At 41.9% G+C, this 17,109-nt stretch carries 11 protein-coding genes; 8 read left to right on the forward strand and 3 right to left on the reverse strand.

The features are described 5' to 3' along the window. Nucleotides 1-952 precede the first annotated feature (952 nt). From DYH63_RS19170 to DYH63_RS21395, 6 genes are all read left to right on the forward strand, one after another. A complete protein-coding gene (locus DYH63_RS19170; RefSeq protein ID WP_116790328.1) occupies nucleotides 953-4,282 on the forward strand; it encodes a RemA C-terminal-like gliding motility protein in 3,330 nt (1,109 codons plus the stop codon). A 503-nt stretch (nucleotides 4,283-4,785) separates the two neighbouring features. Further along, complete coding sequence (locus DYH63_RS19175; protein WP_116790329.1) at nucleotides 4,786-8,046, forward strand: RemA C-terminal-like gliding motility protein; 3,261 nt, start codon at nucleotides 4,786-4,788, stop codon at nucleotides 8,044-8,046. A gap of 137 nt (nucleotides 8,047-8,183) precedes the next feature. After that, nucleotides 8,184-8,654, forward strand: a complete 471-nt coding sequence (locus DYH63_RS19180) for a CYTH domain-containing protein (protein ID WP_205528267.1) — start codon at nucleotides 8,184-8,186, stop codon at nucleotides 8,652-8,654. After that, nucleotides 8,645-9,631 (forward strand): YpdA family putative bacillithiol disulfide reductase, encoded by a 987-nt coding sequence (locus DYH63_RS19185; RefSeq protein WP_116790331.1) that lies wholly within the window; start codon nucleotides 8,645-8,647, stop codon nucleotides 9,629-9,631. The genes DYH63_RS19180 and DYH63_RS19185 overlap by 10 nt, the downstream gene beginning before the upstream one ends. Nucleotides 9,632-9,639: 8 nt before the next feature. Beyond that, nucleotides 9,640-10,158, forward strand: a complete 519-nt coding sequence (locus tag DYH63_RS19190) for a hypothetical protein (RefSeq protein ID WP_162927099.1) — start codon at nucleotides 9,640-9,642, stop codon at nucleotides 10,156-10,158. Further along, nucleotides 10,155-10,304 (forward strand): hypothetical protein, encoded by a 150-nt coding sequence (locus tag DYH63_RS21395; protein ID WP_162927100.1) that lies wholly within the window; start codon nucleotides 10,155-10,157, stop codon nucleotides 10,302-10,304. The genes DYH63_RS19190 and DYH63_RS21395 overlap by 4 nt, the downstream gene beginning before the upstream one ends. Before the next feature lie 295 nt (nucleotides 10,305-10,599). On the opposite strand, the gene DYH63_RS19200 is transcribed toward DYH63_RS21395, so the two are convergent. From DYH63_RS19200 to DYH63_RS19210, 3 genes are all read right to left on the reverse strand, one after another. Then, entirely contained in the window at nucleotides 10,600-11,592 is a 993-nt protein-coding gene (locus DYH63_RS19200) for a TerC/Alx family metal homeostasis membrane protein (RefSeq protein WP_116790334.1), read from the reverse strand. A gap of 9 nt (nucleotides 11,593-11,601) precedes the next feature. Beyond that, nucleotides 11,602-12,597: an NAD(P)H-dependent glycerol-3-phosphate dehydrogenase gene (locus DYH63_RS19205; RefSeq protein WP_116790335.1), complete on the reverse strand. Its 996-nt coding sequence runs from the start codon at nucleotides 12,595-12,597 to the stop codon at nucleotides 11,602-11,604. Between the two features lie 325 nt (nucleotides 12,598-12,922). After that, on the reverse strand, nucleotides 12,923-14,440 hold the full coding sequence (locus tag DYH63_RS19210; protein ID WP_116790336.1) for a carboxylesterase/lipase family protein: 1,518 nt from the start codon (nucleotides 14,438-14,440) through the stop codon (nucleotides 12,923-12,925). A gap of 342 nt (nucleotides 14,441-14,782) precedes the next feature. Here DYH63_RS19210 and DYH63_RS19215 point away from each other — a divergent pair, with 342 nt between their 5' ends. Together DYH63_RS19215 and DYH63_RS19220 are read left to right on the forward strand one after the other, a co-directional pair. Next, on the forward strand, nucleotides 14,783-15,961 hold the full coding sequence (locus tag DYH63_RS19215; protein ID WP_116790337.1) for an MFS transporter: 1,179 nt from the start codon (nucleotides 14,783-14,785) through the stop codon (nucleotides 15,959-15,961). A gap of 65 nt (nucleotides 15,962-16,026) precedes the next feature. Beyond that, a complete protein-coding gene (locus tag DYH63_RS19220; RefSeq protein WP_116790338.1) occupies nucleotides 16,027-17,103 on the forward strand; it encodes an SMP-30/gluconolactonase/LRE family protein in 1,077 nt (358 codons plus the stop codon). Nucleotides 17,104-17,109: the final 6 nt, after the last annotated feature.

Below are 17,109 nucleotides of genomic sequence, written 5' to 3' on the forward strand. Positions count from 1 at the left end.
AAAGCCCTGGTAAGTTGTCTTGGTTTTGCGAGGTGTCTTTAAGATGCTGCTTATAATATATATGTTAATTGTATTTTGTCTTGCAGTCTTGATTGTGGTATTTTGGTTCGGGTATTTTAATGATATCAATAGAGGTTGAGGTAGCTTGTGGGTGAGGTTGTGCTATGTGGTAAAAAGGAAGTCCATTTTAGTTTATTTAATAGTGTGGTAACGCCTTTTAAATACTGATTTATTTTTTACATATTTAAAATCAGGCCGCGAATGATATCGATCAGTAAAAAGTATAGACAATGTTTATTAATCTATGCTTTTTGTCGGCAAATTTTACTGTATAGCCGTAATTACCTTGTTTTTAAGGCTTTTAATATAGTTGTTTTTGATAGTTGTCTATACTTTATCTATTAATGGTTTGTTAATATTTATCTAATATGCGCTTACCTTTGCACTGTTGAACGATAGTTATTACGCATCCTTAACTTAGTTTAATGCAGTTCGTCGGCACTTATGTACAGTTTAACGGCACACCATAAGGCCTCAACGAAATGTAAGAAGAAAAGGTATAAAGCGCATGTACCTTTGCTTCATCAAAACAGAACAACTGTACCGCCGCGAGGCAGAACAAAAGCATCAACGAGTAACTAAAAAACAGTAAAACAAAAAAATTAAAAAAATGAATACTTCAGATTTCTCCCCGCCACGATAAACAAGTTTTTTCTGATAAAATGTGTTAAAATAAAGGAGTAAACAGCCTGTCTTTGTAAAGTGATCTAAGGATGTATTTCAACGATAAAAAGTAGACGTTCATCTGAAACATTCTGAAAAACAGAAACGTGAAAATCTTAAAAAATTCTTAAAATTATTTTTTTTACTGAGAAATTTAATCTAAGTTTGCACCCGCATCTAAAAAATAGTTAAGCCCCCTTAACTACCTAAAATTTAAATAATTACTAAAATGAAAAAAGCATTATTTCTACTATTGCTATTGCCTTTTATTGCCCTATCTGAAACCAACGCTACATGGGCAGTTAATCCTCTAAATGGTACCTATACTGTAGGAGCAGGCGGCAACTACACAACGCTTACAGCTGCTGTTGCGGCACTAAACGCTAACGGTATTTCTGGGCCGGTAACTTTCAAGCTTACAAATGCCACTTATAGTGTAGCTACAGGTGAAACTTTCCCGCTAACAATCAATTCTATAACGAATTCTTCATCTGCTAATATAGTTACTTTTGAACCCGCGACTGGTAACAATGTAACAGTTGAGGCGACAAATCAAACTATTAATAATAATCTTGCTCCAGTAGCTGCGGTATTTGTTTTAAAAGGAGCTGATTATGTAACTTTTAACGGTGGCACTGCTAAAAATCTTATCCTTAGAAACGCAAACAACGTAAATGATGATTCAGCGCGTGCTGTAATATGGGTTGCGGCAAATGGTACAGATGCTGCTACTAACATAACTGTAAAAAATACTGTTCTTAAAGGTTGCCCTAGTTCAAACTCTAAATACAATGGAGGTGTTTACTCCGGTGCTTATGGTCTTGCAGGTAGCTATGGTAAACATATAAGCATAAGTGAGGCTCTAGCTAATAATACAGGTCTTGTAGTAACAAACAATACTTTTATAGATGTAAGGAACGGTGTGTATGTAAATGCAGGTTCGTCAACCGCTACAAATATTACAGTTTCTGAAAATGACTTTGGTGGTTATAGTGCTTCAAATGGTGTTCGCCTTTCAGGGGGTGTAATTCTTAAAAATGTGAATGGCTTTACCGTAACAGGAAATTCAATACATGATATCATTCAGGATTTCTCAAACGGAAATCTTGCGGTAAGGGCTGGTGGTATTCACATAGGTGAAGCTTCTAAAGAAGGGGTTATCACTAAAAATAACATCAAGAACCTTGTGAGGACTAGCGATAACAGCTATCAGTTTGCAGGTGTAGCACTTGAATCTACTGTAGCAATTACTAATATACTTGTTGCAAATAACTTCATACTGAATTTAAAAACAAACTGGGCAGGTGATACTACTCAGGCTTCACACGGTATCAGTATTGTAAAAGGCGGAAGCTACAAGATATACTTTAACACTGTAGCTTTTAATAACAGCCAAGATGGAGGATTCTCTACGGCGCTATATGTAGGTGCTAACGCAGGTAGCAATATTGATGTAAGAAACAACATTTTCTCTAATCAGCAAACAAATAGTAGTGCTAACAGGCTTGCTATCCTTATAATAAAAGATCCTTCTCAGCTTGGATCAGTATTCAGCAACCTTAACTATAACGCTCTTTATGCTCAATACATAGGGTATGCGGGTACAAATGCTAACTGGACTGGTAATAGCGGTAATACTAACTATCAGACATCATTAAGTGGATGGAAATCGGCTACAGGTCGCGATTTTAATTCTCTAAACGTTAACCCTTCTTTTGTAAGTGCTACAGATCTACACCTTACTGCAAATAATGCTACTAACGCTACACTTGCAGGTACAGCAATCAGCTCAGTAAAAAAAGATATTGATGATAATGTAAGAAACTTTGTTACTCCTACAATTGGTGCAGATGAGTATGGTGTTTCTCCTTATGTAGATGCTACTACTTGTGATGCTTCTACAATATGGAACGGTACAGCATGGAGCAATGGTGAGCCAACAGCTACTACAAATGCAATTTTTAATGGAAGCTACACTCAAAACGGTGGTATACTTAACGCTTGTACACTTTATGTAATGGATGGTGCTACTGTAATATTTACAAACAACAGTACTGCTAAAGTAGTACACAGTGTAAACGTAACAACTGCAGGTTCACTTACTTTTGAAAGTAGCTCTAACCTTATCCAGGTAGAAAACGACGCTAACACAGGTATAGTAACTGTAAAACGCCTTAGCGGTAAACTAAAAAGGCTTGATTACACAATATGGAGTGCACCGGTAGTTGACTCAAGGACGGCAGACTTCCAGACACTAAAAACGTTCTCTCCAGAAACATTAGCAAACCGTTTCTACACATATACAACTACACAAGGTGTGTTTAATACAGTAGATGAAAACACAACAAGGTTCGCAGCTGCATCTGGTTACCTTATCCGTATGCCAAATACAGGTAGTGCAACAGGTTATAACGCAGGTACCGGAAGGATGCAATACAATGGTGTTTTTACAGGTACTCCTAACAATGGTGTAGTAACAAAAAGCCTTGGATATGGCGATAGCGCACACGCTTTCACAATGGTTGGTAACCCTTACGCATCTCCAATAAGCATCAAAGCTTTCATTAATGCTAACATAGACCAGATTGAAGGTACTGTATGGCTTTGGAGAAAAACAAACAATGCTACTCAAACAAGCTACTGTACTGCAAACCTTTCAGGATATGTTGCAAACAGCGCTCCGGGTGGAAATACTACAGATGGTAACGATCTTATCCTTAACCCTTATGCAGTAGATCCAAGCGGTTTCCTTAACACAGCTCAGGGCTTCTTTGTAAAAGCAAAAGGTACAAACAAACAAGTAGCGTTTAACAACGCAATGAGAATAGACAATCACTCAAATGCATTCTTTAGGGCTGCTGCTCCTTCAACAGATATCAGCCGTGTTTGGTTAAACGTTGCAAACGCAGCAGGTGAATTTGATCAGGTTCTTTTAGCTTACAACCCTGATACAACAACAGGATATGATAATGGATATGACGGTATGTCTATGTCTTCTGGAAACCTTAGCCTTTACTCTACACTAAACGTAGAAAACGAAACGCTAAACCTTGCAATCCAGACACGTGGAGCGTTTAACGCAACAGACGTGGTGCCAATGGGCTTTGCAGCTCCTACAGCAGGTACTTACACAATAAGTGTAGATCAGGTAGACGGTGTATTTGCTCAGGGACAGATAGTTTACCTTACTGATAACGTAGAAGGTATAACAAGAAACATTACTGCTAAGAGCTATACATTTACATCAGAGGCTGGTACATTTGCAAACAGGTTTACTGTAACTTATGCTCAGGGCGCTCTTGGTACAGATAACCCAATAGCTACACCTGCAACAGATGTAATAGTGTACAAAGACAACAAGCAGGTAGCTGTTACAGCTCCACAGGCAATAAAATCGGTAGTAGTTTATGATATGCTTGGCAGGGCTCTTTACAACAATGCTAAAGTAAACAGCAACGAGTTCAAAACTATCGATATCAATACAGCACAACAAGTAGTTGTAGTACTTGTAACACTTGAAAACAACCAGGTGGTGTCAAAGAAAATTATGATGAACTAATCATAATGGTTTAGTAATTTTTTAGTTGGATGTAGGCTCCCGGCCGTTAAACGCGGGGAGCCTTTTTTTAGTACATTCTTTTATTGAAAAAATATAGCAGATGCAGGCTAAACGTTAATTGTGGCTGGTTTAACCCCACAATGTTTTAGTAATTTTTTAGTTGGATGCTAGCCCTGGTGGCAACACCGGGGCTTACTAAAAAAAGCCTAATCTGACAATCCTTTATTGTAATGCACGTAATGCACGCATTATAATGTTTTAGTAATTTTTTAGTTGGATGCACGATATAGGGTACCTCGTGGTGCCCTTTATCATTTTAACTAATAACGCCCCCAAAACAAATTTATCCCCCTTTAAATCGTGGTAATGTATTTAAAATAGAAAATCAGTTATCATTAATATTTCTTATCTGTACTTCTTAGTGCCCCCATTAAAAAGTACAATCCCCAAAATAAGAAATATAAGATATCAGGTTAAATGCACTACCCAAACAGCTATTTTACATGAACAATTCTATTTTTACCCAAAAATCATTAAGGGTTAAGCTTGTCAGTGCCATACTGCCGGTTATGCTTTCCCTGATTACCTTTTCGGCAGGTGCACAATGTACACCCGCAGGAGATCAAACTACTTACGGCCAGGAACAATGGATAGGCTATGTGTACAACAACTATTCTACTGCAGTAAGCCCTCCAACATCGCCATTTAGCGGAACTTACCGTGGCTATGTTACTAAAACATCTGACTTTACTTATGATATGGGCAATGGAGCCGTATCCGGAGATAACGTTTGTGGCGTAACGAGTGCAGATTATTTTGCCATCCGTTTTAAGATGAAAAAAGCACTTGCTGCCGGTTATTACAAGTTTCACGTAGGTGGAGATGATGGTTTTAGACTGAGCCTTAATGGTGGTACTTCATTCCCGGATAACCTTCAGGCCTGGAGCGACCATGGTAATATTTCTAAAGAGGCCGTTTATTATCACGCAGGTGGTGTTATAAACCTTGTTATAGAATATTATGAAAAAGCAGGAGGTGCTACAGTAGACTTTAATGTAAAAGCGCTTGACTGTAACTCTACAGCGCCTACAACTATTACCGGAGATAATAGTGTATATGCTTGTTATCCTACCACAACCCTTACTGCATCTGGCGGAACAGCCGGCACAGGCAGCCACTATGAGTGGGGAACAGGAACCGTTGCAGGTCAAAACATTATATCTGGCCAGCAGGGTGCTTCTATAACCAGGACACTTACTGCAACTACTACTTACTGGGTGCGTCGCGTATCGGGTTATGAATGTGCTTCTAATTCAGATGCTATATTTTATACCGTGCAATACCAAAACTTAACACCTGGTAACCCTGCAGAATATGGAAACAATATCTGGAAGGTATATACAACCACCTATAATGTTAATGCTAATAATGCAGAAACCTATAAAGGTTACTTTACAGACAGTAACCTGAGCTATAACTCAGAGGCTAGTTTTGCAGGAGGTTCAAACCCGTCTACAGCTGCTACATGGGAAGGCTGTAATTTTACAAGTAACGACTACTACTTTTTTACCGCAAAACGCCAGGGCTTTCCGTGTAACGATTATGTGGTAACACTAAACAAGTGGGACGATGAGATCTGGGTTTATATAAATGATGAAACAACTCCTGTATACCATTATAATGGCTGGAGTGGGGGTGCGCCTACAGTACCTTATCCTCTTGGTACTATTCATCTTGGTCCTGAATCTAAGATTACTGTAAAAGTTCGTGAATCTGCCGGAGATGCTAATGCTTACATTAAAATTGTACCAGCGGTTACAGCCCCTGCATCAATAACAGGTACTAACGTTACCTGCCCGGGTACAGCAGTAGCACTTACTGCTCAGGGTGGTACTACAGGGGTAGCCGGTGTTTATCAGTGGGGTACAGGAACCGTACCAGGCCAAAACATTATAGCTGGTGCTACAACCGCACAGGTTACAGTAAGGCCGGTAGCTAACACTACATACTGGGCACGCATTTCTAAGCCATCTACTTGCGTGGGAGGTTATACAGATGCGGCGTTCTTTACAATATCGCTACAGGAAAATACCTGGATAGGCCCTGCAAACTCAGACTGGAACAATGCCACTAACTGGTCTTGCGGCGCAATACCAACCATAGGTCAGGTAGTAATAATACCTACAGCAAGCCACCAGCCTGCTATTACAAGTACGGCTTATGCTAAAACACTTACAGTACAGTCGGCAGCATCAGTAACCATAGCTGCAGGTGGTACCATGTACATTGCAGATGAGCTGGTTGTTTCGCCTTCGGCAACTTTTACGGTAGAAAATAATGGTGCGCTTGTACAACAGCATAATGCTGTTAACAGTGGCAAAATTAAGCTTATAAAAAACACAAACCCTTTATACAGGCTGGATTACACACTATGGTCTGCTCCGGTAACGGGACAAAACATGGCAGCTTTTAGCCCTAATACTACAGCTAACCGTTTTTATGAATATAAGTATGCACAAAACGCAAGCAACGCGTGGATAGAAGGCTACTGGTCTGTAGATGCTACCGTTACTGACTTTACAAAAGGGAAAGGCTATCTTATACGTATGCCAAATTCCAGTACTGTTGCAGGTTATGAGCAGGGTACAGGATCTGTGCCGTTCATTGGTAATTTTACAGGCGAGCCAAACAACGGTGCGGTAAACGTAACGCTTTCTATGGATAACAACCGCTTTACAGCAGTGGGTAATCCTTACCCGTCTCCTATAAGCGTGACAGATTTCTTTACTGCAAACGGTTCTAAACTGGCTACAGATACGGGTATCTACCTTTGGAGGAAACGTAACAATGCAGTGGCATCTTCTTATGCTACCCTTACGCTTGCAGGCTTTGTGTCTAATCCTGCCGCAGGCGGAGGTGCAGACCAACAAACCTATTACAGGAGTGGTTCAGAATGGCTTTTGGCACAAGGACAGGGCTTCATCGTAAAAACGAGTACTACGGCTACCACAGCACCGGTGCTTACGTTTGAAAACAGCATGCGCCGCGCTGCACCGGGTGTAAACCAGGGCTTTTTCAGGGAAGCACAAAGTACAGCTTCTAAACTTTGGCTAAACGTTACTAATAGTGCTGGGGCTGCGGCTCAAACGGCAGTTGCCTATATGGAAAATACCACTACAGGTATAGACTATGGTTATGATGGTAAGCTACTTGCAGATGCTAATACTGTAGCTTTATACTCTATAGCGCAGGATACTAACTTTGCTATACAGGCAAGAGATACATTTAATGTTTCAGATGTTGTAGCTATGGGCTTTGTAGCTCCTGCTGCCGGTGAGTATACTATTAACCTTGACCATGCTGAAGGTGTGTTTGAAAACGGGCAGGCTATCTACCTTAAAGATAATGTAGAAGGCATCATTCGTAACATTAGTGGTCGTAATTATACTTTTACAACCGAAGCCGGTACTTTTGAAAGCCGTTTTGAGGTAATGTATACAAACTCAGTTTTAGGTACAGATAATCCAGAAGCTGTAGCATCTAATGTTGTGGTTTATAAAAACAATAACCAGGTAAATATTAATGCACCGCAGGCCATAGCATCTGTAGCTATATTTGATGTATTGGGCAGGAACGTGTACAACAAAGCCGGTATCAACAATGTTGAATTCAGCACCGGCGAACTTAACGTTGCTCATGAGGCGCTTATCGTTAAGATAACGCTTGCTAACGGTGCCCAGGCATCTAAAAAGATAATCTTCTAAGAAAGCAATTTTCTTAAAATTATAAACCCCGCAGCTGTTATGGTTGCGGGGTTCTTTTTTGTGGGCTTATAAGATAAGGTTAAGTCCGGTGCTTTCGGCGTAATTCCGTAACTTGCGGTTACAATTTTACACACATTATGACCGAAACTGAACGCAAGTTTTTAGTGCTTGCAGATACCTATAGAACCGACGCTTACACGCATAAACGCATTACCCAGGGCTACCTTAGTTCGGTTCCGGACAGAACCGTGAGGGTGCGTATTAAAGGAGATAAAGGTTACCTTACCATAAAAGGACGTAGTAACGAGAGTGGTACTACCCGTATGGAATGGGAAAAAGAAATAACCCTTGCTGAAGCCGAACAATTGCTTGCCATTTGCGAACCCGGCGCCATCGATAAGGTGCGCTACGAAGTAAAAGTGGGTGGCCATATTTATGAAGTAGATGAATTTTTTGGTGAAAATGGAGGGCTTGTGGTTGCTGAAATTGAACTGGCCGATGAGCACGAAGCTTTTGAAAAACCACAATGGCTTGGCGAAGAAGTAACGGGAACCGAACGCTATTATAATGCTTACCTGAGCCGTAATCCCTACAACACATGGAAGTAAATACTACATACGACCTGCTTATTATTGGTGGCGGTCCCATAGGCATGGCCTGTGCCATAGAAGCGCAAAAAAAAGGACTCAACTATATTATACTCGAAAAAGGGGCATTGGTAAACAGCCTGTTTAACTACCCGCTGTACATGACGTTTTTTAGTACTGCCGAACGGTTAGAAGTGGGTAACGTGCCTTTTAGCTGTATTGCTCCTAAGCCGGGCAGGCAGGAAGCGCTGGAATATTACCGCAACATACAAAAGCATTTTAACCTTAACATCCGCCTTTTTGAAAAGGTGGTGTCGGTTAATAAAGATGTAAACGGCAACTTTAATGTAATGTCTGAAAAAGCAGCCTATGTGGCGAAAAACGTAGTCATTGCCACGGGTTTTTATGATATACCGGTGTATATGGATGTACCGGGCGAGAACCTGCCGCACGTGCGCCACTACTATAAAGAGGCACATGAATATGCGTTTAGAAAAGTACTTGTTGTAGGTGCTAATAACAGCAGTGTAGATGCCGCTTTAGAGAGCTGGCACAAAGGCGCCGATGTAACTATGGTTATTCGCAAGGGCGAAATTAACGACCGTGTTAAATACTGGATAAAGCCCGATGTAGAGAACCGAATTGCCGAAGGCAGCATTAAAGCATATTACTATTCTTCGATTACAGAGATACGCGATAAGGAGGTAGACATAAGCACACCCGAAGGAAGCGTAACCATAGCGTCAGATTTTGTATTGGCACTTACGGGTTACCGTCCTGATATCGACTTTTTAAAAAGCTGTGGTATTAATACGCATGATGATGTGCTTTGCGTACCCGTTTATAACCCTGAAACAATGGAAACTAATGTGCCCGGCCTGTACCTTGCCGGTGTGGTGTGCGGCGGTATGGAAACCCATAAATGGTTTATAGAAAACAGCCGTGTACATGCACAAATGATCGTGAGGGATATTGTTACAGCTAACGAATCTGATTAATTTAAAGAGTGAAGAATCAACCTGTTTTGACTACAGAAGCGGTATTCCCGGTTATCGTAATACTGTTCAGTATTTTTAATATTTCAAGTCACTTAGGTGATCTACTTTCTTTTTCGGTGCTGGTGTCATTACTGGGTATTGTTGGGGCTGCATTGTTTTTTTTGAAGCACAGCATTGCCCCAAAAATTATTTACGCCTGGATCATTGTACAAATTGTAGTTGTTGAGCCAAACTTTAATTTGACTCAGGGCTTAACGTTTTACCTTTTTTTTGGCGTAGATGACCATTCAGTAAATATTAATGTTGTGGCCCTGTTAATGCTTGGCGCTGCGCGTATATTGGCTACAGCCGGGCTGGCCGGTAAAATGGTAACGGTTTCTCAATTCCGCGAAAGCGAGCTTGGCAACGTATTTCCGGTTACAGGCACGCTTATTAGAAGGGTAAAGCTCGAAGCGAAAAAAACTGGTTACTGGCACACCTTACAGATCCTGTTACATACAACAACAAGCCGGTATATTATGTCTTGATACGCAGGAAAGATGATAAAACCCTGAAATTGTCTAAAGAAAAACAAATAAGCTTTTTAAGGCTGGTTGTTGAAGAAACCGACCTTGACAATACTACTAATGCGAAACGTTTTCCGTTTATAGAATGGGTGTATGTGGCAAAGTAAGATGAAAAACAGCAGGTTATACATATTAGTGTTGTTTATTGCTTTCAACTTGCTGTCAGCACACGTTATTGTGCCATATGCCCAGCATCAGGTAAATGGGCATGTTAATTTTGGTTCCTTTTTAGGAATACTTTTCTACGTTATAGCTATGGCTATTTTGTTTTTTGCAATGTATAGGGCAACAGTTCACTATGTTGTACGTCATTTACTTTACCTGCTTGTTTTTATTACTGCATTTTGTTATTGGGGCTACAGGCTATATACATTATCTTGTTTGGTATGTAATGATGGCTAATTATGATTTTTCTTCTTTTTTAGGAAACATAAACGAAGCCACCACAGCCGCAAGTAATACCCCGCCCACAACCGCCAGAGATACAACAGATGAGATATGCACAAACGGACTAATTAGCATCTTAACACCAATGAATGCAAGTATAACGGCAAGCCCATAGTGCAGTTTGCTGAACATGTGCATAAAATTAGCCAATAAAAAGTAGAGTGCCCGTAAGCCCAGTATGGCAAAAATGTTACTGGTGTAGAGTATAAAAGGGTCGTTTGGGGCAATGGCAAAAATGGCCGGTATGCTGTCTACTGCAAAAATAAGGTCGCTGAATTCTATTACGGCAACTACAACTAACAGTGGTGTAGCCAGGCGTTTTCCGTTCTCTATTGTAAAGAAGGTGCCGCCCTCAAAACTGTTGGTTACCTTAAAGAATTTATGCACCAGCCGCGATCCGGCAGATTTAGAAAAGTCTTTGTTTTCGTCATCGTCATTGTTTGATGACCACGATTTAATACCGGCTACAATAAGAAAAATACCAAAGATGGTGAGCACCGCATTAATGCGCACGCTTTCGCCAAAAAGGGTCATGGCAGGCAAGTAGGTAAGGTTGATAAGCTCAACACCTGTAAAGATAAATATTGCCCTAAAAAACAATGCGCCTATAATACCCCAAAACAACACCTTATGATGCAGGTGCTTGGGTACACTAAAAAAGCCGAACACCATGATAAACACAAAAAGGTTATCTACAGATAAGGCTTTTTCTATCCAGTAAGCACTCTGAAATTTTGCAAAGGCATCAAAGCCCATTACATAATACAGTACTCCGCTAAAGCCCATGCTCAGGCTTATCCAGACAATGCTCCAGGTAAGGGCTTCTTTATTGCCCACCACATGGCTGTTCTTATTAAAAACCCCAAGGTCGAGCAACAGCATAATAACCACCGTTATCCCAAAAATAGCCAGTACAGCCGGATGGTTGATAAGGTGGTCATTATTCATAAGCTATATTTAATCGAGTTTGTCGGTAAGTTTTTTAAATACCTGTTTGGCATCCTTCCCTTCATATAAAATACCGTATACGGCATCAATAATAGGGGTTTTGGCACCATAGCCTTTATTAAGGTTGTAGGCACTTTTTGTGGCATAATATCCTTCGGCAACCATGCTCATTTCCATCATGGCGCTTTGCACGGTGTAGCCTTTGCCTATCATGTTACCAAACATCCTGTTGCGCGAAAATACCGAATATCCTGTAACCAAAAGGTCGCCCAGATAGGCAGAATCGTTAATGTTACGCTTCATTTTGTGTACCTTACGGATGAACTTCTTCATCTCCCTAACCGCATTACTCATCAAAAGCGCCTGAAAGTTATCGCCATAACCAAGGCCGTGTGCAATACCGGCAGCAATGGCAAAGATATTTTTAAGCATAGCAGCATATTCTGTACCTATAATATCGTCAGATATTTTGGTCTTGATATAATGGCTGTTCAGATTTTTAGCCATTGTCTTGGCTTTCTTTTCGCTGCCGCAGGCTATAGTAAGGTAACTAAGGCGTTCCAGCGCTACCTCTTCGGCATGGCAGGGGCCAGTAATTACACCTATGTTGTCATAATCAAGATCGTATACATCATGAAAGTGCTCGCCTACAATAAGGCTGGTTTCGGGTACAATACCTTTAATGGCACTAAATATCACTTTATCTTTAAGGGGTACGGTAAGGTTTTCAAGCTCCTTACTAAGAAAAGCAGAAGGTATGGCAAATATCACATAGTCTGCATTAGCTACAGCCTCGTTAATATCATTGGTAAGCAACAGCTTATTGGTGTCAAATTCTACCGAACTAAGGTAATTAGGGTTGTGCTTTTGCGCCTTAATATGCTCTATAGCCGATGTGTTTCGCATGTACCACGCTATCTGGTCTACGTTAGAGCACAGCATCTTAGCTATGGCCGTTGCCCAGCTACCGCCACCTATAACTGCAAACTTAGGAGAATCACTCATGTATAAATGTTTGTTTTACATGCCAAAAGTACTCAATTTTAACATAACCTGCTAAGTAAGCTACTGAATCCATAATTGTTAAATTATAAATATTAACATTTTACAGCATCATTTTGTGCAATGAAACGTGCTATTCTGCGTTATCATATTGAATTTTGTTTAATTCCAGGATTACACAAGGTTAGTTAAATTTTTTGTTTTTGGTGTTTAAAAGGCATTTGTGCAATAGTACGAGTGCCTTTTATTATTTACACTAATGTACTAAAAGCAGCAATGCGCCGATAATAAAGGAATGTTAAGTGTTAAGCAACAATCTTAACTACGATTATTCCTTTTCCATCATAGCCTGTAAAAAATCCAGTCGGGCTTTATCGGGTAATGGCTTTGCCTCCGGATTAATATCAAACTCCATGATCATACTTTGTTTATCAGTATACGCAGGCCATTGCGTTAATCTGTTTCCGTTAGGGTTACCTGTTTTAATAAAGTTAACCCAGTAGTTACTCATGGTGTCGGCAAGCGTATAATCGGCATCTGCCCAGGGGCGGTCTACCGTGCCCAGGTTATTAAATGTATAGGGAACCTCGCCGGTATGAGAAGCGCGGTATTTAAGATATTCGCCCGTAGCCGGAACCACGTGTGTAAAACGGTATACATAAGCTGTACCGCGCTGTAATTGAGCCTTAATCAGGCTATATTCCGGGATGCCGAACTGGCGGTCGCGGCTCAGGTCCAGCTGTGCCTGCTCAGCTTCTACATCATTATTGGCAGGGTAGAGGGTTAGTAGCTTTTGGGCATTGTTTTTATATTCATTTTCTATCTGTTGCGTAAAGCCGGCTGCATCTTTAAATTCACCCCAAAATAAATCTTCGTTCTCATTCCAGCCCGTAAGTAACGTAACCGGATTCTCTTTGTTTGCAGTAAAAGTTTCGGCTAATCCTGATGGCAGCACGTAACCATCTATAACCGGACGGCGTATACCTCCCTGTGCATCCAGTATTTGTTTTGACGACAGTTTTCTTAAATCGGCCATGTTTTTTGCGCCAAGCTTTTCGGCCAATTCAGCACCCTGTTTTTCGGCTTCCGCCAATGCCGGCTGTTCCCTAAAGAACCCCGAACCACTTTGAGCAATGGCTTTATTAAACAATCCTTTTGCTAACGGCGAACCTATAAGGTAAGTAACACTCATGCCGCCTGCGCTTTGCCCGGCTATAGTAACATTAGCAGGGTCGCCACCAAAGGCCGCTATGTTTTGCTGTACCCATTTAAGTGCTGCAACCTGGTCGAGCAGGCCATAATTTCCGGATGCTTTATGCCCGGATTCCTTACTCAGCTCCGGGTGCGCCATAAACCCAAACAAGCCCACACGGTAGTTAAAGCTTACCACCACAATGCCTTTTTGCGCCAGCGCGGCACCATCATAAATGGGTACGCCGCTGCCACCCCCTGCAAATCCGCCGCCGTATATCCAAACCAAAACCGGGCGTTTCTCGGTTGGGGCTGTAGTGCCGCTCCATACGTTAAGATACAGGCAGTCTTCGCTTATGGGCGATTTTGGGATCAGGAACTCCTGGCTCCACATACTAAACGGTACAGGTTCGCCCTGCATGGGGCTTGCGCCAAAGGCAATGCATTCGCGCACGCCCCTCCATGGTTTTACAGGTTGTGGTGCTTTCCAGCGCAGGTTGCCCACGGGCGGTGCCGCAAACGGAATGCCCTTGTATATACTGATATCGTTATTTGTTACGCCCGATATTTTACCTCCGGTTATTTTGATTTCCTGTGGTAACTGGGCATGCGCCGAAAGGCATAATAATATGATGAGGATGTAAAGCTTTTTCATGGGCAGGTTTTGGAAATGGAAAGGTACAAAGAATTTAGGCTTGTATAATAAGCACCGCATAGGGCACTGTTTTTTGTTATTTTAGTATCTCAAATACCAGGAACCAGTGATATCAAAAAATAGTCTTATTCCTTGAAAAGGCTAGATTGTAGGACATCAAATCTGCGAAAATCCGTGCCTGTGCAGCATCCGTGTCACCTGCCTGCCGTCAGGCAGATCCGCGTTCCAACATTCGAATGAAGCTTCCAAATTACCGTATAACCAAATCCCCGCATCAACATCTTACAACTAACTATCATCTTTTTACAAGAAAAGTCCACGCTTTTTCCCGAAATTAGCGGTATGCAAAATACATCCATCACAAAAACACAAATAGCGGTTATGAGCGTTGCCGCAGGCGTGTGCGTGGCAAACATTTATTACAACCAGCCTATTTTAAAAGCCATTGCGCACGACTTTAACGTACCCGAAAGCCGGGCGGGAATTATATCGGTGCTGGCACAGGCGGGCTACGGGCTTGGGCTGTTTTTTCTTACACCGCTGGGCGACAAGGTAGACCGTAAGAAACTCATTATTGGCTTAATGGCGGTATTGGTAGCAGTACTTATAGGTACAACATTTGTACAAAGCTTTTTCTGGCTGTGCATATTCAGCTTGCTTACAGGATTAATGAGTGTGGCCGCGCAGGTAATACTGCCTATGGCTGCCGGCATGGATACCCAGAACCGTGGTCGTACTGTAGGCATTATTTTTACAGGGATACTGGTAGGCATACTCGCAGCACGGGTATTTAGCGGACTTATTGCGGAGTGGCTCAACTGGCGTTGGGTGTATGGTATTTCGTCTGGAATGGTTGTAGTTTGTATGCTTATGGTGCAGGGCAGCCTGCCTAATGTAAGAGCAGGTTTTGACGGCAGTTATGCTAAGCTGTTAGGTTCGTCTTTACTGCAGTTAAAACGCTTTCCGCTATTGCGGAGAACGGCCTTGCTGGGGGCGCTGATGTTTGGGTTATTCTGTTCGTTCTGGACTACGCTTACCTTTCACCTTAGTGGTGCACCATTTAATTACGGACCCGATGTTATAGGCCTGTTTGGTTTTATAGCCATAGGCGGGGCATTGCTTGCCCCCATGTTTGGTAAGCTTGCAGATAAAGGAAACCCGGCTAAGGCGCAACTGTTCTCTGGCCTTATGGTGTTAATTAGCATTATTTTAATAAAAATATTCCCGGAGTCAGTGCCATGCTTCGTAATTTCGGTATTATTGCTCGATGTGGGCGTGCAGGCCACGCAAGTAACAAACGTTGCTACCATTTACAATCTTGATGCCACGGCACACAGCCGCATTAATACGGCTTATATGACCAGCTATTTTATAGGCGGCGCATTAGGCAGTTACATAGGGCTGCAATGTTGGAGCCTTGGCGGGTGGGATGTTGTAACATGGCAGCTGTTGGCGTTTTGTGTAGTGGCATTAGGTATTGTAATAGCCTCTCCCCGGCCCTCTCCAAAGAAGAGGGAGTAGCTTCACGGCCCGCACTAAGATTATTAAGCAGCTTAGTGACTTTGTAACTTTGTAACTTCAAAAAAATGAAAAACATTTTCTTTTCACTCTTAATAACGGGTACTGCGTTTGCGCAAAAGCTTGAAGAAGTTGCTTCTTTTGGTAAAAACCAGCCCATAGGCGTAGCGGTAGAAACTACAACTAACCGTGTGTTTGTATCGTTTCCGCATAACGAACCGTTTTTATATGGCCTGACTGAAATTAAAGATGGCAAGCGTGTAGCTTATCCTGATACGGGGTGGAACTGGTATGTGCCGAAAGAATATGATACGCATTTTTATAATGTACAGGATATTTATGCCGATGATAAAGGCTGCCTCTGGATACTGGATAGTAAGCCGGCCGGTGGCGCTGCCCTAACCAGTACAGGTGCTGCCGAAAAAGAAGGAAGGTTTAAGCTGGTTAAGATAAAGCTTGCCGACAATAAAGTGGAGAAAGTCTATAATTTTGGCGGACTTGATAAGGCCAAAAGCGGGCTGAATGATGTTCGGGTAGATACAGGGCGTAACCTGGCATACCTAAGCGACCCTGCCCAGAATGCCATTGTAGTCTTAGACCTCGCTACAGATAAAGTGCGCATTGCGCTGCAAAATGACACCAGTACTGTTATTAATGAAGGCTACATTTTAAAGATTGACGGGCGCGAAATGCGTGGCGAAGACGGCAAGCCTTTTAGTAGTGCAGTAAACAGCATCGCCCTTACAAAAGACAATAAATATTTTTACTATAAACCCATTAATCAGGATAAGCTGTACCGTGTTGCAACGCAGTATCTGGCGGATGTCAAGCTTACTGCTGCTGCGCTGAGTAAAAAAGTAGAAACGATAGCTGATGCCGGCGTTACCCACGGACTCGAATGTGATGCTAAGGGGAATATCTATTTTGGGCATTCGCCGAGCCATAGCATTAAGTATGTAAGCCCCGATGGCAAAGTAAACACGCTGGTTACAGATAACAGGATCATTTGGCCGGACAGTTTTGGTATAGGCAGCGATGGTTACCTGTATTTTAGCGCTTCTCAGCTTAACCGCTTGCCGAAATGGAATGGCGGCACCGACAGGGTGCAGTATCCGTACAGGGTGTTCAGGGTAAAAATGCCTTAGGTTACT

It is taken from the genome of Flavobacterium psychrotrophum, from assembly GCF_003403075.1.
GTDB lineage: Bacteria > Bacteroidota > Bacteroidia > Flavobacteriales > Flavobacteriaceae > Flavobacterium > Flavobacterium psychrotrophum.

Excerpts from the sequence above, each read along its gene's own strand:
- DYH63_RS19175 (WP_116790329.1), top strand. The coding sequence starts at position 4,786 with ATGAACAATTCTATTTTTACCCAAAAATCATTAAGGGTTAAGCTTGTC.
- DYH63_RS19215 (WP_116790337.1), top strand. The coding sequence starts at position 14,783 with ATGCAAAATACATCCATCACAAAAACACAAATAGCGGTTATGAGCGTT.
- DYH63_RS19185 (WP_116790331.1), top strand. The coding sequence starts at position 8,645 with ATGGAAGTAAATACTACATACGACCTGCTTATTATTGGTGGCGGTCCC.
- DYH63_RS19205 (WP_116790335.1), bottom strand. The coding sequence starts at position 12,597 with ATGAGTGATTCTCCTAAGTTTGCAGTTATAGGTGGCGGTAGCTGGGCA.
- DYH63_RS19170 (WP_116790328.1), top strand. The coding sequence starts at position 953 with ATGAAAAAAGCATTATTTCTACTATTGCTATTGCCTTTTATTGCCCTA.
- DYH63_RS19200 (WP_116790334.1), bottom strand. The coding sequence starts at position 11,592 with ATGAATAATGACCACCTTATCAACCATCCGGCTGTACTGGCTATTTTT.
- DYH63_RS19180 (WP_205528267.1), top strand. The coding sequence starts at position 8,184 with ATGACCGAAACTGAACGCAAGTTTTTAGTGCTTGCAGATACCTATAGA.
- DYH63_RS19210 (WP_116790336.1), bottom strand. The coding sequence starts at position 14,440 with ATGAAAAAGCTTTACATCCTCATCATATTATTATGCCTTTCGGCGCAT.
- DYH63_RS19220 (WP_116790338.1), top strand. The coding sequence starts at position 16,027 with ATGAAAAACATTTTCTTTTCACTCTTAATAACGGGTACTGCGTTTGCG.